Source organism: Shimazuella kribbensis DSM 45090 (assembly GCF_000428065.1).
In the GTDB taxonomy this organism is placed as follows: domain Bacteria; phylum Bacillota; class Bacilli; order Thermoactinomycetales; family Thermoactinomycetaceae; genus Shimazuella; species Shimazuella kribbensis.
This window is the reverse complement of sequence record NZ_ATZF01000010.1, coordinates 1-17,333: the sequence shown is the minus strand read 5'-3', so window position 1 is coordinate 17,333 and position 17,333 is coordinate 1. Positions and strand designations below refer to the sequence as shown.

General features: G+C 37.3%; 16 protein-coding genes, 2 pseudogenes and 1 riboswitch. Of the genes and pseudogenes, 9 read left to right on the top strand and 9 right to left on the bottom strand.

What is annotated here, in order from left to right; translation table 11 throughout:
* Positions 1–26: 26 nt before the first annotated feature.
* From A3GQ_RS0112960 to A3GQ_RS24400, 3 genes and pseudogenes are all read right to left on the bottom strand, one after another.
* Complete coding sequence (locus tag A3GQ_RS0112960) at positions 27–470, bottom strand: hypothetical protein (RefSeq protein ID WP_245596791.1); 444 nt, start codon at positions 468–470, stop codon at positions 27–29.
* A 39-nt stretch (positions 471–509) separates the two neighbouring features.
* Positions 510–662, bottom strand: a pseudogene (locus A3GQ_RS28250) (TetR/AcrR family transcriptional regulator); the annotation flags it as partial.
* A gap of 218 nt (positions 663–880) precedes the next feature.
* Complete coding sequence (locus tag A3GQ_RS24400; RefSeq protein WP_051271753.1) at positions 881–1,897, bottom strand: hypothetical protein; 1,017 nt, start codon at positions 1,895–1,897, stop codon at positions 881–883.
* A 798-nt stretch (positions 1,898–2,695) separates the two neighbouring features.
* Here A3GQ_RS24400 and trxA point away from each other — a divergent pair.
* A complete protein-coding gene (gene trxA, locus A3GQ_RS0112950; RefSeq protein WP_028777400.1) occupies positions 2,696–3,019 on the top strand; it encodes a thioredoxin in 324 nt (107 codons plus the stop codon).
* A 91-nt stretch (positions 3,020–3,110) separates the two neighbouring features.
* Here trxA and A3GQ_RS0112945 read toward each other — a convergent pair whose 3' ends face one another.
* Complete coding sequence (locus tag A3GQ_RS0112945; RefSeq protein ID WP_028777399.1) at positions 3,111–4,310, bottom strand: MFS transporter; 1,200 nt, start codon at positions 4,308–4,310, stop codon at positions 3,111–3,113.
* A 24-nt stretch (positions 4,311–4,334) separates the two neighbouring features.
* Positions 4,335–4,916 carry a TetR/AcrR family transcriptional regulator gene (locus A3GQ_RS0112940; RefSeq protein ID WP_028777398.1) on the bottom strand — a complete coding sequence of 194 codons (582 nt, stop codon included), beginning with the start codon at positions 4,914–4,916 and terminating at the stop codon, positions 4,335–4,337.
* Between the two features lie 242 nt (positions 4,917–5,158).
* Between A3GQ_RS0112940 and A3GQ_RS0112935 the strand changes: the two genes are divergently transcribed.
* The 4 genes from A3GQ_RS0112935 to A3GQ_RS24395 all read left to right on the top strand — a co-directional run bounded on the left by A3GQ_RS0112935 (position 5,159) and on the right by A3GQ_RS24395 (position 10,167).
* Complete coding sequence (locus A3GQ_RS0112935) at positions 5,159–5,584, top strand: HD domain-containing protein (protein ID WP_028777397.1); 426 nt, start codon at positions 5,159–5,161, stop codon at positions 5,582–5,584.
* Between the two features lie 66 nt (positions 5,585–5,650).
* Positions 5,651–7,417 (top strand): excinuclease ABC subunit UvrC, encoded by a 1,767-nt coding sequence (gene uvrC, locus A3GQ_RS0112930; protein WP_028777396.1) that lies wholly within the window; start codon positions 5,651–5,653, stop codon positions 7,415–7,417.
* A gap of 570 nt (positions 7,418–7,987) precedes the next feature.
* Positions 7,988–8,644, top strand: a complete 657-nt coding sequence (locus tag A3GQ_RS0112920; RefSeq protein WP_028777395.1) for a TetR/AcrR family transcriptional regulator — start codon at positions 7,988–7,990, stop codon at positions 8,642–8,644.
* A 26-nt stretch (positions 8,645–8,670) separates the two neighbouring features.
* A complete protein-coding gene (locus tag A3GQ_RS24395) occupies positions 8,671–10,167 on the top strand; it encodes a phytoene desaturase family protein (RefSeq protein WP_051271751.1) in 1,497 nt (498 codons plus the stop codon).
* Between the two features lie 49 nt (positions 10,168–10,216).
* On the opposite strand, the gene A3GQ_RS0112910 is transcribed toward A3GQ_RS24395, so the two are convergent.
* On the bottom strand, positions 10,217–10,840 hold the full coding sequence (locus A3GQ_RS0112910; protein ID WP_028777394.1) for an FMN-dependent NADH-azoreductase: 624 nt from the start codon (positions 10,838–10,840) through the stop codon (positions 10,217–10,219).
* Between the two features lie 222 nt (positions 10,841–11,062).
* Between A3GQ_RS0112910 and tnpB the strand changes: the two genes are divergently transcribed.
* Positions 11,063–12,196 (top strand): IS200/IS605 family element RNA-guided endonuclease TnpB, encoded by a 1,134-nt coding sequence (gene tnpB / locus A3GQ_RS0112900; RefSeq protein ID WP_028777392.1) that lies wholly within the window; start codon positions 11,063–11,065, stop codon positions 12,194–12,196.
* 23 nt (positions 12,197–12,219) lie between these two features.
* Here the strand turns inward: tnpB and A3GQ_RS24390 are convergent, their stop codons facing one another.
* Positions 12,220–12,558 (bottom strand): luciferase domain-containing protein, encoded by a 339-nt coding sequence (locus A3GQ_RS24390; protein ID WP_083964228.1) that lies wholly within the window; start codon positions 12,556–12,558, stop codon positions 12,220–12,222.
* Positions 12,559–12,584: 26 nt separating this feature from the next.
* A complete protein-coding gene (locus A3GQ_RS0112890) occupies positions 12,585–13,199 on the bottom strand; it encodes a superoxide dismutase (RefSeq protein ID WP_028777391.1) in 615 nt (204 codons plus the stop codon).
* 250 nt (positions 13,200–13,449) lie between these two features.
* Between A3GQ_RS0112890 and A3GQ_RS0112885 the strand changes: the two genes are divergently transcribed.
* Together A3GQ_RS0112885 and A3GQ_RS0112880 are read left to right on the top strand one after the other, a co-directional pair.
* The gene (locus tag A3GQ_RS0112885; RefSeq protein ID WP_028777390.1) at positions 13,450–14,091 is read left to right on the top strand and encodes a helix-turn-helix transcriptional regulator; all 642 of its coding nucleotides are present in this window, start codon (positions 13,450–13,452) and stop codon (positions 14,089–14,091) included.
* A 151-nt stretch (positions 14,092–14,242) separates the two neighbouring features.
* A riboswitch (Lysine riboswitch) is annotated at positions 14,243–14,426 on the top strand.
* 173 nt (positions 14,427–14,599) lie between these two features.
* Positions 14,600–15,832 (top strand): aspartate kinase, encoded by a 1,233-nt coding sequence (locus A3GQ_RS0112880; RefSeq protein ID WP_028777389.1) that lies wholly within the window; start codon positions 14,600–14,602, stop codon positions 15,830–15,832.
* On the opposite strand, the gene A3GQ_RS24385 is transcribed toward A3GQ_RS0112880, so the two are convergent.
* Positions 15,747–16,676, bottom strand: a complete 930-nt coding sequence (locus A3GQ_RS24385; RefSeq protein ID WP_051271741.1) for a lipase family protein — start codon at positions 16,674–16,676, stop codon at positions 15,747–15,749. The genes A3GQ_RS0112880 and A3GQ_RS24385 overlap by 86 nt on opposite strands.
* A gap of 240 nt (positions 16,677–16,916) precedes the next feature.
* Here A3GQ_RS24385 and A3GQ_RS28060 point away from each other — a divergent pair.
* Positions 16,917–17,051 (top strand): annotated as a pseudogene (locus tag A3GQ_RS28060) (IS200/IS605 family transposase); the annotation flags it as partial.
* Positions 17,052–17,333: the final 282 nt, after the last annotated feature.

The window sequence follows — 17,333 nt, the reverse complement described above, 5'->3', positions numbered from 1 at the left end:
CCCTTAAGTAATGAAAATGAGATATGCTAATCTCTTTTCTCTTCGATGCCATAACGAATCATATTTAGGAAATTGATCCTTTTATCAAAAATGTTTTGCCAAAGCGCTTCATCTAATTCGCCTTCATTTGTCAATTGCGATAAATAAACTTTTTCGAAATAATCCATTGTGACTTGAATCAGTTCAAGAGCCTCTTCCCTATCTACTCCCTCTCTGAGAGGGACTTTATCAAACAGCTGATTCCTCCACTTATTTCTGTCAGTTGATCCATACTTTTCCTCAATATCTATCATAAATTGATTTAAATCTGCCTTTATTTCATTTGGTGTTGCATAAAAGGCTTCAAATAACACTTTATTTACATTTGGATTCTTTTTTAAGTAGTCAAATTTGAGTAGACCTCTTTTTCCCCAAGCTTCAAAAAAGTCCTGATAATCCGACTGAGAGTCATCACCAACTTCTGTTGCCATTTTTTTGATACATCGTTTCAAAACACTGAAATAAAGTTTTTTCTTGCTCTTGAAATGATGAAAAATGAGTGCCTTGGATATGCCAGCCGCCTCTGCTAGCATTGCAGTTGAGGTGTTCGCATATCCATGACAGGCAAACACCGTAAAACAAGCGTCCAAAATTCGTTCTTTTTCATAAAGTTGTAAAGGCATAGGTTTCACCTCATTATTTTTATCCTAACCGACGATCAACATAATTATAAGATTTTACTAACTATCGGTCAATATAATCCCAAGAAAAAATTCCTTATCTAGGAACAAAAGAATTGATTTCGTTACGGACACCTACTCCTACTTCACCTGTAACTGGGATAAAAAGGAGTGGGAAAGTATACTTTTCCGACTTTCTGTAAACTTTTTCTGAAGCCCAGTTATTGAATTTTGCTCAATCGAGCACGTAGAATGATAGCTCCACTCAAGATAAGGGTGACACCAATTATTAACCCCCAGGTGAGCCATGTCAAACCATCAGGTGCGATCAAAGATTGGCCCCGTAATGCTTGCCAGAGAAGCGAACCAACTAGACCAGCATAACCTAGGCCGATGATCCAAACTAAAGCGATACGCTGCCTTGTGGAGAACCTTGGGAAACGCTGAGCTGAGAGAAACCAACCGAGAAAAGGCAGCACTTGGAGAGCATGTAACCCAACAAAATGGGCGATGCGCAGATCACCACCAGTAGTACTCCACCCCAGAAAGGGTAAACCAGGACCACCATCTGGAACGCCAACGCTGTGAGCACCAAAAATCGGGGGCATTTGTCCAGCAGTAAAGACTGCTAGCTGTTCTTGGGTTGCTTGTGTCATCAGGAAACCAACAGACATGCCAAGTATCATAATCACGAGACCTAAGCGCAAAGACCAGATCAAAGCAAGGTCGATATTACGCTTAAACAGAAGGAAGATGCCAGTCACAAGGGAAGCTATAAAAATCATCGTTGAGCCAAGACCCATGATTCTATATACCATATCGTCAAAGGGAGTTGCCACATTAAAATGACTTTGAACACCTCTGAACACTTGCAAAACTATCAGAGCCATATCTATGAATACTCCAACAAAGGTTATGATAGTAAGCGTCATGGCAGTTTTTTTCCACCGTTGTAGATAAGAGAGGAGCCAGACGAACGTAAAACAATAGAAACTAAATGAAATGGCAAACTTGGCTGGCTTGGCCCACGCAGGAGCACCAGCAATCACTCGATGTTCAACGAGCAAACCCACGCATGTTGCCAGCAGTGTGATGACTAGCATCAATCCCAGCATGGTCAGCGATTTATTCAGAGCCCATCCTTTGCGAAGCCAACGGAAGAGCTGAAACCCTTCACGTTGTGGGAGCGATTCATGATGAGGATGAATTTTTTCTGTCGTTTGAGATGTGGATACCATAAGAACCTCCTGTGCTATATATGTGAGTTGTTTGGCAACCCAGCAGATAGCATTTTTTATTTGATAGTGATGCAAGTGGAATGACGATATATTTAAGCATCTAAAATTTGTTCATTTTCATGCAATTGTAAAGCAATCGGTTGCGCCTCCTTATCACTTATATTGACCAGTGGTTAGCATGATTATAAGATTTTCCTGACCGTTAGTCAATATAATTTTTTGAAGATTTTTCAGAATGAAAAATCCCTATTAAGAGGGAAACTTGACATTCGCTAAATTTCTGAGTTTTTGTGTTCTTTTTGTTGAGGCTACAAAGGAATATAATTTGTTTACAGCCCCAATAGTACTAATTCACTATTCAAATGAACTGCAATGATGGAACGGATTAAAAGAAGGGAGAACATAAAAAGACCGATATTTGTTGTTAAACGGAACCACCTGAGTAAAAAAGGAGGAAACGGCTCATCTGACAGAAAGGTTTTAAAAGGGGGATATTTAGAATGAAACCCTAAGAAGTAATAGATTAATGGAGGCCATTGCAAACAAAGAAGAAAATAAACATTAAAACACATTTTAGATCTGATTTTTTATATCAAATAAGTATAAAAATAATTAAAAAAACGAATAGGATGAGTATACAAATATTAGTAGATTTAAATCTGTATTTGGCATATTTGTGACAATAGTAAAAAACTCTTCTTTTTTAGCGGAATCGTCCCTCTTTTAAAATAATTATTTTCTCTATTAACGTGATATACTACTTTTTGATGTATAAGCTTTACTCAGGAGGAATAAAAATTGACAATTATAGAAGGAACAGATAAAACTTTTGTGAATGATGTAGAGGGTGTAGATAGCGGTACAGTTCTTGTATATTTTTGGGCTCCTTGGTGTCCTCCTTGTAAGATTCTTGGACCTATTGTAAATAATGTAGATAAATTAATTGGCGATAAAATAACGATCTCAAAAATTAATGTGGATGATAATCCAGAATCAGCAATGAAATTTGGTGTAATGAGTATTCCTACTTTAATCGTATTTCAAAATGGTGAAATGAAATCCAAAAAGATTGGTTTACAGTCAGAAGAACAATTGGTTCAATGGTTAGAAGAGTATATGTAAAAGAACAAAAGGGCCTGAATGGGCCCTTTTGTTTTTTATTTGAACAAGGCATAACCTTCATCTAAGGTGCAGGTTTATCTATTTCGTTTGATTATTTAGCTAGTCTTTCCACTGAATTTTCTTTCCACACGAGCGTAATGCTAAGACCAATCAGTAAAATAACAGCTGCAAAAAGATACGGAAAGTGGATGTTTACATCAAATAATATACCGCCCATTGCTGGTCCGACGATATTTCCAAGGCTTGTATACGTAGAATTCATACCAGCTATAAATCCTTGTTCTTTTCCAGCAGTTATGGATAAAAATGTCGTCAAAGCTGGACGGAGTAAATCAAAAGCAAGGAAAATGAAACTAGTTACGACCAGTACTGCTAGAAAGCTGGAAATCATAGTAGATATAAAAGCCAATCCTGCGCCAACAATCAAGCATAATTGGATCAGTTTTTTTTCTCCAAGCATATCTACCAATTTTCCAAACATAAATACCTGTACAATTACGCCGAAGATAGAGCTTATGGTAATAATAGATGCGATGTCCTTTGCGGTGAAACCAAATTTACGATCAGAAAAGAGACTAAATATCGTTTCGTATGCTGATAAACCAAAAGCGAGTACGAATACAATAATAAACGCAATAAAGTAAAGCGGATGAAAGGATCTTTTTAAATCACTTATAAAGTTTACTTGTTTTGTGTTAGCAGCAATTTCTGCAAGTTGTTCCTTTGTTAATGGTTCTTTTAAGATAAATATGGATAAAAGACATGCTAAAAAAGCGAAGACAGCAGCAGAGTAGAAAGGGATGCGTACGCCGAACTCTGCAATAAACCCGCCAATTCCAGGTCCAATTATAAAACCAGTACTTATGGCAGCGGACATATAGCCCATAGCTTTAGATCGATCCTGAACGGAAGTGATATCTGCAAGATATGCAGTAACACCTGGCATAATAAAGGCGGAACTAATTCCCCCTAAAATCCTTGATATATAAAGCACAGATACATGTGTACCCAACCCAAAAATAAGCTCAGAAGTACCAAAAAGGAATAACCCGATTAGGATGATTTTTTTTCTCCCATATTGATCAACCCAACGACCTGCAAACGGGGACATGATTAGTTGAGCTAATGCAAATACTGCGACTAGATAACCCATTGTTTTTCCAGATAAATCCATGATATCCATAAAAGAAGGCATAACAGGGATGATGAGACCAATTCCTAGAAATGCAATAAACACGTTGCTTAGCAAAATAAGCATTACCGAATTTTGTACATTGATGGTTTTCTGCATATATCAACACCCTTGCTGTAAGAATCAATGCAGTGAAATGCCTCTCCAAAAAACTGCCCAAGAGGCTTCTAATTTGTCTTTCAGTCTTTTCTCATCATTGCCGTATACCAGTTCCAATAAAATGGAATCAACTACCCCCAAGAATGCGAGAGTCGGTATTTTGGCTGCTTGCCCGATTATTGTTTGTGTATGGATCCAATCCTGAAATTTACTCTCGAGTATCAGTTGAACCTTTTCTTCCATATCCAAGACTTCCTTTTCGATTGCTTCTGCTAGATGTGCTGGCGGAAAAAAAGATATACGTAGCCAAAATTTTAACTGTTCTTTTTTTTGGAAAAGATCAATAACCAGCTGCAAGAATCCGTATAAATCCTTTTTTGGACTGTGGGAATCCATTTTGCTAATATAGTGGAGTTTGGAAGATAATTCCGCCTCTTTCGCATCGCGTAAAACTTGCATGAAAAGATCATCCTTACCTTTAAAATGAGCATAAATGGATTGCTTTTTCATGCCGACTTCTTTAGCTATTTGAGAAAGGGAAGCACCTTCATAACCATGAATGGTGAAAAATTTTAGGGCTGCCTCTTTGATTTCATTACTTTTCAATAGGTATCACTCCGTATCTAACGAACGTTCGTCAGTTATCGTAACAGATAAAATCGACATTTGCAAGTCAGTTGTTCTTTCCATTCTGAGAATGAGACATCATTTTACTGAAGGACTATAGAGGTCAATATGTTGCCATGCAACGGGAGAAATTTGTTTTAACAGATCTTAATATTGAGGATAACTGCAGTAGAAGCTAGGAGAAGAGCTGATATAATGGAACAGAAACAGGAGAGATATGCATGCATTTATTGGAAAAAGCTATTTTAATCGCGACAAATGCACATAAAGGCCAAGTGGATAAAGGGGGAAATCCTTATATTCTGCATCCATTAGCTGTTATGTCTCGTCTTTCATCGATAGAAGCAAAAATAGTAGGAGTTCTTCATGATGTAATAGAAGATACGCCTATAACTTTGGAGCAATTAAAAGCGGAAGACTTCCCGCATTACATCTTAGATCCACTCTGTTTACTCACTCATGACCCTAAGGAAGATTATTTTACTTATATTGAACGTATTTCGAACAACCCATTAGCCAAACAAGTGAAAATAGCTGATTTAGAGGAAAATATGAATCTGCAACGTATACCAAACCCAAGCAACAGAGATCAAGAGAGGGTACAAAAGTACCAACGTGCATATCGAATGTTAACAGACAAGATATAATGTCTTAGTAGAGAGACTTGCTCTGGTATCGTACAATAGAGAGGAGACCATGTGGGGGAGAAATAGATGTTAAAAGAGAAATTGAGCTTACTACCAAATCAACCAGGTTGTTACTTAATGAAGAACAATGAAGGACAAATTATATATGTAGGGAAAGCGAAAAATCTACGTAATCGAGTTCGTTCTTATTTTTCCGGTTCCCATGATGCCAAGACAACGCGTTTGGTAATGGATATTGTTGATTTTGAATACATCGTCACTTCTAGTGATTTAGAAGCACTTATTTTAGAATCCAATTTGATAAAAAAACATCATCCACATTACAATATCATGCTGAAAGATGATAAATCTTACCCCTATATACAACTAACAAAAGAGATACATCCTAGATTGCTAGTTACAAGAAAATTGGTCAAAGACGGCTCGAAATATTTTGGGCCCTATCCCAATGCTGGTGCAGCAGGGCAAACAAAAAAGTTGCTTGATCGCCTCTTCCCTCTTCGCAAGTGTACCACATTGCCAAAGCGTGTTTGTTTGTATTATCACTTAGGACAGTGTTTGGCACCTTGTGAATATGAAGTGTCGGAAGAGAAGTACGAGGAATTGACCCAAAAAATCACACGTTTTTTAAGTGGAAATCATCCTGAGGTGAAAAAAGAATTAATGGGTCAGATGCAAGAAGCTTCAGAAGCACTGGAGTTTGAAAAGGCAAAAGAATTACGTGATCTAATCATGGATATTGACACTTTGATGGAAAAGCAACATGTCTCTTTGGCTGATCAGATCGATCGTGATGTATTTGGCTATTATGTGGAGAAAGGATATATCTGTGTTCAAGTCTTTTTTGTTCGTCAAGGAAAGTTGTTAGAACGAAATGTATCCATATCTCCACATTTTCAAGAACCGGAAGAAGATTTTCTCAGTTTTGTTGGGCAATTTTATTATGATACTCCTGCACTTCCAAAAGAAATTGTGTTACCAATGGGTATCGATGAAAACTTGGTAGCAGGATTGATTCCTAATGGGAAAATTGTGTTTCCACAGAGAGGAACAAAACGAAAACTAGTAGATATGGCAACGGAAAATGCCCGTATAGCTCTTACGGAAAGACTCCGACTCATGGAACGTGATGAGAGCAAAACAACTTTATCATTAACACAACTCGCAGATGCAATAGAAATGGATCTACCAAAGCGAATCGAAGCATTTGATAATTCGAATATTCAAGGAATAGATCCGGTATCTGCTATGGTAGTGTTTATAGACGGTAAACCAGCAAAAAAAGAATATCGTAAGTATAAAATTCGTACTGTCATAGGTGCTGATGACTATGAAACCATGCGGGAAGTAGTGCGTCGCAGGTATGCTCGTGTGTTAAAGGAAAATCTACCTCTCCCAGATTTGATCTTAATTGATGGTGGCAAAGGACAATTAGCTGCTGCACTTGATGTTTTAGAAAACGAGTTAGGTATCACTATACCCGTTGGTGGTATGGCAAAGAATGAAAAACACCAAACTGCTACTTTGATAATGGGAGAACCTCCTGTAGAAGTACCATTAAAAAGAGGAACAGATGGATTTTATTTGTTGCAACGTATTCAAGATGAGGTCCACCGTTTTGCCTTATCTTTTCATCGCCAAACAAGGAGCAAAAGTTTTCTACAATCAACACTCGATAATATTCCTGGTGTAGGGGAAAAAAGAAAACAGCAATTGTATCGTTATTTTGGTTCTATTGAAAAAATAAAAGAAGCAAGTATAGAAGAATTCCAAAAAGCAGGCATAAATACGAAGTTAGCAGAAAATATACTAGCACATCTATCGGATAAGTAACAAGGTTTAAAGAATCATTTACTATGATCCGTTCTTTGACAGACCAAGGATTGTGTTAGGAAAACAGACCACAGGGAAAAAAGTAGATAGGAGAACCGTTATTAAGATTGAAAATAAATAATCGTCATGTTATGGAGCTGTATTTTACACCAGAAGGTCAAAAGAATTTTAAATGGATGGAAATGTTTATACAAGAATAGCGAAATAACAGACTCTGTAGTTGAATCTTATCTCATACAGATCATTGCATCAAATAAAGGAAGAGAGCTAACGCAAAAAAGAACTGCATATTCAAACCTCACCTAAATAGGTGGGGTTGTTTTGTGATGTTTCTCTATACGCAAAATTTTGTATTATTATGTTAACGAAATATAATATTTTGATATTGTTTTAAATCATTATGATATTTACGAAAATTATCATATTTAATCTTTTTAGGGTTAAAAAATGACATATTTACAAAAATACATTTTTACCTATTCATAATTATTTTCTAGCTTGTCTATAAGTCTAAATCCTCTATTTGCCACTCTTTTCGCTATCAACTATAATTAATATTATTGTGATTTTATGAGTGAAGGAGGGATTATTATTATTCCTCAAACAAATTCCAAGCGTCCACCTGGCAGACCTAAAAAAACCAACAATAGTGATTTAAAAGATACAGAGAAAATGATTTTATATCAAGCAGGTTGTTTGTTTACAAAAAGCGGCTATGCAGCAGTTTCGATAAGTGCTATTACTGGTGCAGTAGGAATAACAAAACCTACTTTATATCATTATTTTCCAGATAAAGAACACTTATATGCGGCAGTGCTATGTGAACGCTTAGAGCGAGTTAGTGTAGAGATCTTGAAAAATATAGAGAGCAATGTAAGCATACGAGAAAAACTTTTTTCTTTGTCATATGGTTTTTTTAGATATGCCTCTATGTGTATGTCTACGCTCATGAGAGATGTAGATGAACATTTATCAGAAGGACTTGTTCGTAAAGTGCATCTTGCATATGAGCAATACATTGTGGAGCCACACCGAAGTATGATCAGAATAGGTATGAAAAAAGGAGAAATACAAAATCAATTTGATCAAGTAGAGGTACTTGCGGATATATGGCTTGGTTTGCTCGACTCGTTGTCCCAAAAAGCTTTTGCTAAAAAACAAGATGAAGCAGCACTTACACAACTCAGTTTAACGGTAGTTTCTGTATTTTTAGACGGAGTAGCTTAAAAACAGCTTCTGTGAGGGGGAACGAGATGGCTAGAGGAGTGGTGATTGGCGGGGGAATATCGGGTTTGGTTTCAGCCGCTATTCTATCCGCCCGTGGACATGATATCGTGTTGTTAGAGAAACAACCAACGCTTGGTGGGAAATTACAAGAAGTGAAAATAGAAGGGTATCATTTTGATTTTGAACCTTCTATGATTACAATGCCTTGGATTTTTGAACGAGTATTTCGTGAAGCAGGAAAGACAATTGATCCAAAGCTTCGGTTTATTCCATTGGCAGTAAATAGCCGGAATTTTTTTGAAAGTGGTACAGTGATCGATCTTACATCTGACCCGGATTATATGATGGAACAGTTGCGTGCATTTTCACCTGAAAATAGGCAAGGATTTATTGATTATTTAATGGAGTCAGCTAGATTGTATGAAGTAGCAGATGCTAATTTTTTTGAGAATCCTAGCTTAAATTGGTCTGACTTTGTTTCTTTCCCTTGGTTGAAAGCTTTTTTATCTGTTTATCCCCATCTAACCATGGATGCCTTTCATAAACGTTTTTTTGATGATCCACGTTTACTTGCGATGATGAATCGATATGCGACATATGTAGGTTCATCCCCTTATAAAGCACCAGCCGCTCTAGGCTTTTTTGCTTATTTGGAAATGGTACAAGGTGTTTACTATGTCGAAGGTGGAAATTACCGTTTGATTGAGGCTTTTGAACGATTGGCTTCTGAGGTAAATGTGCATATTTTCCATGAAACACCAGCAGAGCAGATCATTGTCAAAGCTGATAATCGTTTCGAAGTCAAAACAGAGAAATATTTATGGGATGCTGATTTTGTAATTTCTAGCGTAGATATAGCTACTTTTCGCAATCTAATGAAAAAAAAGCAGAAGCAGCCAAAAACATCTCATTTACAACTAAGTTCTTCTGGGTTTCTTTGTTTACTTGGAATTGATAAGCAATATAAGCATTTGCAACATCATAACTATTTCTATCCGTTAGATCATAGCCGAGAATATGTAGATATTTTTGAGCAAGGAGAGTGGTCCCTATCTCCTACACTACATGTTTCTTATTCTGGTCATTCCGAATCGAAGCGTGCAAATAGAGGTAGTAACCTTGCTATTCACGTCAATGTACCTTCTTATAATCATAATAATCGTTTACATCAAGCTTCATATTACGAAGCATATCGAAATTTTATTGTTCACTGGTTAGAAACGAAGCTAGGATTGGTCGATCTTGAGAAATCGATTGTGACTCAAAAAATTTATGGACCAAAAGAATTAGAAGAACTGATTGGCACCAAGCATGTCATCATTGATCGGGTAAATGCTAGTAGTTTCTTTCAACCCAATATCAAAGATAAACGAGTGGAAGGATTGTATTATACAGATAGCAGTACGCATATTGGTGGAAGTATTGCTATGTCTGTGATTAATGCGCTAAATACCGTACATTTAATCGAGGAAGATCTCACCAAAAAAGATAGACTGTGGTCCAGTGTTTTATTGGATTATTAATAAAAAGGAGCAAGATTGCTTTGATAGCAACCCTGCTCCTTTTTATTAATTAGAATAGTTGTGCTGCTTTGATAGATTTTTCGATTCCTTGATCGATAATCGCTTTGCTGCGATCAGGATATTGATTGTGACCCTCAATAATGACGGAAGTAATATCAGTAACACCAAAGAGTTGTAAATTTGCAAGTACCAAGTTTACAGCCATTTCAGCAGTGTTTCGCTCTCCTGAATAATCTCCGCCACGAGCGTTTAAGATTGCTGCTTTTTTATCTGGTGTTAAACCGATTGCTCCCTCAGCAGTAAAACGGAAGGTAGATCCTGCACGGTTAAGGTAATCTAAGTATGTGTGTAGTACTCCAGGTACGGTTTGATTCCATAATGGAAAAGCGAAAACTATTTTTTCAGCCGCTAAATATTGATTTAAATACTTGTCAGCTACTTCTAATGCGGTATTTTCTTCTGAAGTTAGTTCATATCCTTGTGCGGATTTAAATATACCAGTTAGCATCACATTATCTAAGTAAGGTAAGTGTTCTTGGAATAAATCTAATTCTGTGATTTCATCATTTGGATGAGTTTCTTGATAACTTTTTAGAAAAGCTTCGTACATTTTTACGCTAATGGATTGATCACTTGGACGATTGTTTGCTTTTACAAATAGAACTTTTGACATATTAATCATACCCCTTTGGTATTCATATATTTATTTTTTATGTTTAATACTTATAGATTCGTGAGCGAGAAAACCCACGGTTTCAATCGTGGGATGAAAGCGAGCATCAGACGAGAGATGGCAGAGATCATCTCTCGTCTGACTAATTTTTTTGAAATCCTTGACATATAAAAACGTACGTTCTATAATATCCGCAAAATCCCATTTAAGGAGGTGAAATCGATGCACAAAGCCTTCCAATTTCGGCTTCGTCCCACAACAAAACAACGTATCCTCATGCATAAATCGATCGGATGCAGTCGTTTTGTTTTCAATCATTTCCTAAGAAAATGGAACGAAAGCTATCAAGAAACAGGCAAAGGTCTAAGCTATCCCAAATGTTCTCAACTACTAACCGCAAAAAAACGCGAGCTAACTTGGTTAAAAGAAGTCGACTCCACTTCTTTGCAAAATACCTTAAAACACCTAGCCGATGGGTTTTCTCGTTTTTTCCAAAAGCAAAACGATGCCCCTCGTTTAAAAAGCAAGCGAAATCGCGTTCAAACCTATACAAGTCAGTGTAACCATCCCAAACAAGGGAGACCAACGATCGAAATCGTGAAAAACAAAATCAAGCTACCAAAATTAGGCTGGGTAAAGTTTGTCAAAACCCGTGAAATCAGTGGTCGCATCTTGTCAGCTACGATTCGTCGTACCCCATCGGGCAAATATCAAGTTTCGGTCCTCTGCGAAGGCTGCTATCTCCGATCTGTTCCTGCACAAAAGGAAGCTGTTGGCATGGATCTGGGATTAAAGGATTTTGCGATTTTTGATGATGGAACGAAAATCAATCCAAGTCGTTTCTTTCGTTGCTACGAAGAAAAATTGGCGAAAGCACAGCGAATCCTATCACAACGCACGAAAGGCGGCTCCAATTGGCATAAAGCTCGGATAAAAGTAGCTCGGATTCACGAAAAGACTGGGAATAAACGTCATGATTTCCTTCATAAACTCTCTACCCAACTGGTACACGAAAACCAAGTGATCAGTACCGAGAGTCTGCAAACAGGAAACATGATAAAAAATCACAACTTAGCCAAATCGATTACGGATGCTTCCTGGTCGGAGTTTGTTACGATGTTAACATACAAAGCTGCGTGGTATGGAAGAACAATCGTAAAGGTAGGGAAAACATTCCCCTCTAGCCAACGTTGTTCCAACCCAGACTGTCGATACAAAAACAAAGAAGTAAAAGATCTAAACTTGCGCGAATGGACATGTCCTTCGTGTCAGGAACATCATGATCGAGACATCAACGCAGCAAAAAATATAGTGCAAGAAGGTTTACGATTCATTGCCGCAGGGCTTGCGGTCTAAGCTTGGTAAATTTCCTTGGGGTACTAAGGATTACCCAAGAATCCCACGGCTTTAGCCGTGTGGAGTGTCAAACGGTCATATTGCATATGGAATAACTTTATTAATATCGGAATATCATTTTCACTCCGAATAGGGAAACTAACCCAACCAGAGTCTGGCAAAACATGATGAGGTTTTACTGTGTTAGTTTGTATGAGTTCATCTCGTATTTTTTTAGGAAAAGGTAGATCAGCTAATTTTTCTCCATGAAGATGCCCAAGTTCTTTGGAGTGATAACGAAATTCGATCCCGCCAAATCGATGGGGTTGCTCTGTAACGCCTTCTAAAGCAAGCAATTCTTTTCGTAGCGCTTCGAGGACCATGGAATTCATCTCCATTTACAGGGATTTTATTTACGAGCTTGATTAAATTTTTCGCCTACCACATCCCAGTTAATCACTTGGAAGAAAGCAGCAACATAATCTTGTCTTTTGTTTTGGTAGCGAAGATAATAGGCATGTTCCCAAACGTCTAAACCTAATATAACTTGTTTTCCAGCCATCACTGGATTGTCTTGATTAGGGGTATGTACAATCTCGAGCTGATCTCCGTCTACTACCAACCATACCCATCCAGATCCAAACCGACCAAGAGCTGCTTTGGTAAATTCATTTTTAAACGTTTCGAAGCTAGAAAACTGCTTGGTTATTGCTTTTGCGATGTCTCCAACAGGTTTGTTTGATCCACCAGGAGTCAAAATTTCCCAAAATAAGCTATGGTTATAGTGCCCGCCGCCATTATTTTGCACCGCAGTTTGAATGGATTTAGGTAGAGTGTTCAAATTTTGCAATAGTTCTTCCAATGTTTGATTGGACAACTCTGGGTGATTAGATAAAGCTTCGTTTAGTTTATCGACATAGGTTTGATGGTGTTTGCCATGATGAATTTCCATGGTTGCTTTATCGATATGGGGTTCTAGAGCATTCGTTGAAAATGGTAAAGATGGTAATGTAAAAGTAGACATGTGTATTCGCTCCTTATATTTTTATACTTTTTAAACCTTAAAGTATAAAAAAGTGATATATGGTTATTAAACACCAATGTAAAAAAATAAGCAATAGTTTTTTCGTAAGATCATTTTATATTTTTTAGAGATTGAAATTTTCCTATATATATGTAATTTTTCGATATACTGGGGTTGTCAATTTTTTATACTTTATGGTATAAAAAATGTATGATACATCATTGAAGAAGGAAGAAAGTAGGTGAAAAAAATGCCTCACCTGAATGAAACGGCCAATCAAATCTTAGAGTTGATTAAAAAAAATGATCAAGTCTGTGTCAACTTTTTATCAGATGAATTAAAGATTACTCATATGGCTGTTCGCAAGCATTTGAATAAATTAGAAAAAGAACAATGGATAACTCCTACGCAAGTAAAACAAGCAGTAGGAAGACCTGTTACTTTATATCGATTGACCAAAGAAGGCAAAGAACTGTTCCCGCAAAATTATGGAACGATGACAGTTGGCCTTCTAGAAGATTTGGAAGAAATAGATGGGAAAGAAAAAGTCCATACCTTATTTGAAAAACGTCAAGAGCGGCTTCAACAAAATTACAAGCAACGTATAGCAGAGAAGAGTACGTTTAAAGAGAAAGTAGCAGAGTTAGAAAAAATTCAAATAGAGAACGGTTATATGGTCGAAAGTGAAGAGATAAACGATCAAGAGATTGAGTTTATTGAATACAATTGTCCTATATTTGAAATTGCAAATAAGTATAAAAAAGCTTGTGATTGTGAGTTATCTTTGTTTAAAAATCTATTAGGCACGGATTTTGTTGAACGTACAAATTGTATGTCGGATGGAGATCATCGTTGTCGATACATCATCAAGTCTAGTGAGTCTTTATCTTAGCCTTTTGTAATAAGAGGGTTATTTTTTTTGTATTATATGGTATTCTATTCAAGTGATGTAGCTTGTTATTAAAAATGCTAGTACTGCCATTTTAAAAATAGATTGTCATTTTAGTAAAACATATGCTAAGATATATAAAATTTCACATTACCTGTGTAGTAGAGGTTGCGAGGAAGAAAAGTACTCATTTGGAGGATTTGGGTCCGAAGAAAAGTGGGGAAAGGCTTCCATCGCCGAAGATTGTCATTCACCCATACGAATGACAGACTGGGGTCGTTATCAAATAGATGCGGCACTGTCACAAGAAAAATTTCTTGTGGAGTACTATCTCACAGAGAGAAGTCGCTTATAGACGACAGCCTGTGTTTCTCTCTGCTGTGGTCTTTTTGTTTTGTAAAGAAAACTTGCCGATGGCAAGCCTTTAAGGCATAGACGGAGGCTTAGTTGCACTAATAAGATAAGCTACATTTCTATGTTCTTATCTGCTAAAAAAGGGAGAGACATACTGTTGAATATCATTGTTATGAAGTTTGGTGGAACTTCTGTAGGAAGTACAAAGAGAATCCAAGAAGTTGCTAAGAGAGTAGAAGAGAAAGTAAACGCTGGTTACAAATGTGTTGTAGTACTTTCAGCAATGGGGAAAACGACAGATCAATTGGTTCATCTAGCCAAAGAATTAAACGAACAACCATCACCAAGAGAAATGGATATGTTACTTACAACTGGTGAGCAAATTAGTATTGCATTATTGAGTGTTGCATTACATCAGAAGAATATAGAAGCACGATCGTTTACAGGTTGGCAAGCAGGTATTGTCACAGATAAAGTACATGGAAAAGCTGTCGTTCATGAAGTGAAAACGGATGCACTACTGGAATCCTTAGAAAAAGGTGAAGTAGCTGTCGTAGCTGGATTTCAAGGTGTGACAGATAAGGGAGAAATCACAACATTAGGAAGAGGAGGATCTGATACAACTGCGGTAACTCTTGCAGCAGCACTGCAAGCAGAATATTGTGAGATTTATACTGATGTAACAGGAGTATATACTGCTGATCCAAGAGTGGTAAAACAAGCACAAAAGATAGAGGAAATTTCCTATGAGGAAATGCTAGAATTAGCACGATTAGGCGCAGGTGTACTTCATCCTCGATCAGTGGAGTGTGCACTTTCACATAAGGTAAAGCTAGTTGTACGATCCAGTTTTGAAAAAGTACCAGGAACTTGGATAAAGGAGCAAGATCAGATGGAAGAAAGCTTGCAAGTAAGAGGAATTGCCCATGATATGGATGTTGCGAGAATTAAATTATTGGGTTTACCTAATAGACAAAATATTTTAGCAGAACTATTTACTGCATTAGCAGATGCACACATCAATGTCGATATCATTGTGCAAAGTGAACATCAGGTTGATCAAATGAGTGTAGCGTTTAGTATTTCGGAAGCAGAAGCTGAGGCTGCACAAAAAGTTTTACTAGCTAAACAATCTATCCTAGGTTTTCAAGACATGTTATTTGAAGGTGGATTAGCTAAAGTATCTGCAGTAGGTGTTGGGATGATGACTCGACCTGGTGTAGCTGCAAATATGTTTGCATGTCTTAGTGAAGCAAATATCACAGTCAAAATGGTATCCACATCAGAGATTAAATTATCTTGTGTCATTGAACGAGATAAAGCAATTGAGGCAACCCAGAGTCTTCATCGCTATTTTGGTCTTGGCGCGGATTCGAAAGTTTCTGTATAACATGATTAACTTGCATGTCTCTTCTGAAAAGTGGACAAAACCGAGGGTTTAGTCGGCAAATTCGTTGGATATAATCAGGGGCAAATTTACCTAGAGCAGAGAAGTACGTATCCAATTGATGATTTTTTAACAAGGGGAACTGGAGTGGATGGTTCCCTTTTTTGCATTGAAAGGAAATAGGGAAGTACCCTTTTACATGTTGATAGATTAATCCTTTTTTGGTGAATGGGGGTTTTATTTCCGCTTGAGGCTCGAGTGGAATATAATCATGTACGTTTACGATTCGAACACTTTCTTTGATTTTTAAGTCATAAGTGAGAGCAAAGGTTGAATTCCCTACTCGTGGAGCACCGAAAGTATATACTTTTGGGTGGCGAAAAGGTGTGTGTACAGCGATATCTAATGCAGCTAAAGTTGCAATTGCCCCCCCTAAGCTATAACCAGTGATATATAGGTCTCTTTTTTGCTGTTTGGCAAGGAGAAAACAGGTTCGAATAATAGATTCACGTAAACAATGGTACAAATACGTAAATCCTTCGTGCGTTTTTCCGGCACCTCGAACAAAAGGATATGTTGTTTGATACAAGTTGAGATCAACGGATAGGTCGAACACCCTTATACTTGTCCCTTTAAAAGCAAGGACAAAGTTTTTTTTGCTTTCCAATAAATATCCAAAAGCTTCACGCCCATATTCCTTTGGTAAACAAAAGACTTGAACCAATTGATAACCTAGATTTTTAGGAACTACAAAACGAAGTCGATTATTCAAATTTCGCGTTTGTCCACAACAAGCGAGTAAAAAAAGGGAATTTTCTAAAGTATGTTGATTGACCCGTTTTCCCATCTGATTTCCCCCTCACAGCTACTTTAATTATCTTATGCAGGTGTTAGAATAAAGGTTTTCCTATTTGTCTAGATCACATCTTTCTATCCTTTTTTCCGAAAGAGTACTCCCACTTCAAGTGTCAACTAAGTGGGTAGTAAATTTCGGTTCGGCGGTAGCCGAAAGGCATTTATTCTAACATTTGCCTTTTTTGGTTCTTGTTTTTTACTCAGTTACAATAGTCAAAAGGATTGATTTTGCATGAAATTAGACAGTAATAACCACTCAATATTCAATTTAAATGATCATCTCGTACTAGTGATTAAGTAGCGTCGAAAGGTAATCAACAGAGCTGTATCTGAGAAAGCAAAGCAGATGTTTATGGATATTGGTGAGTGATACAACATCACATTACAGATTTTTGCCGACTGAAAGCCCACGGTTTGAATCGTGGGATGAAAGACGGCGTTGCTCCAAACCCCAAAAAAGGGGTTGCAAGAGCAACGAATATTTTGTATATTAGAACACATGATCGGTGATCATCCTACAGCTAGTAGGTTTGTTCTTTGAAAATGTAATGGTATAGGGTTTCGGTAGCAAATGGATCGGTCTCCTACCGAGTAAAACCATTAGAGGCAGGAAGAGGACTAGAACGCTGGTAACAGGCGTTCCGCCCAT

Bases quoted from the DNA above. Each gene is read 5' to 3' on its own strand.
- A3GQ_RS0112960 (WP_245596791.1), bottom strand. From the start codon at position 470: ATGGCAACAGAAGTTGGTGATGACTCTCAGTCGGATTATCAGGACTTT.
- A3GQ_RS24400 (WP_051271753.1), bottom strand. From the start codon at position 1,897: ATGGTATCCACATCTCAAACGACAGAAAAAATTCATCCTCATCATGAA.
- A3GQ_RS0112945 (WP_028777399.1), bottom strand. From the start codon at position 4,310: ATGCAGAAAACCATCAATGTACAAAATTCGGTAATGCTTATTTTGCTA.
- A3GQ_RS0112935 (WP_028777397.1), top strand. From the start codon at position 5,159: ATGCATTTATTGGAAAAAGCTATTTTAATCGCGACAAATGCACATAAA.
- uvrC (WP_028777396.1), top strand. From the start codon at position 5,651: ATGTTAAAAGAGAAATTGAGCTTACTACCAAATCAACCAGGTTGTTAC.
- A3GQ_RS0112920 (WP_028777395.1), top strand. From the start codon at position 7,988: ATGAGTGAAGGAGGGATTATTATTATTCCTCAAACAAATTCCAAGCGT.
- A3GQ_RS24395 (WP_051271751.1), top strand. From the start codon at position 8,671: ATGGCTAGAGGAGTGGTGATTGGCGGGGGAATATCGGGTTTGGTTTCA.
- A3GQ_RS0112910 (WP_028777394.1), bottom strand. From the start codon at position 10,840: ATGTCAAAAGTTCTATTTGTAAAAGCAAACAATCGTCCAAGTGATCAA.
- tnpB (WP_028777392.1), top strand. From the start codon at position 11,063: ATGCACAAAGCCTTCCAATTTCGGCTTCGTCCCACAACAAAACAACGT.
- A3GQ_RS24390 (WP_083964228.1), bottom strand. From the start codon at position 12,558: ATGGTCCTCGAAGCGCTACGAAAAGAATTGCTTGCTTTAGAAGGCGTT.
- A3GQ_RS0112890 (WP_028777391.1), bottom strand. From the start codon at position 13,199: ATGTCTACTTTTACATTACCATCTTTACCATTTTCAACGAATGCTCTA.
- A3GQ_RS0112885 (WP_028777390.1), top strand. From the start codon at position 13,450: ATGCCTCACCTGAATGAAACGGCCAATCAAATCTTAGAGTTGATTAAA.
- A3GQ_RS24385 (WP_051271741.1), bottom strand. From the start codon at position 16,676: ATGGGAAAACGGGTCAATCAACATACTTTAGAAAATTCCCTTTTTTTA.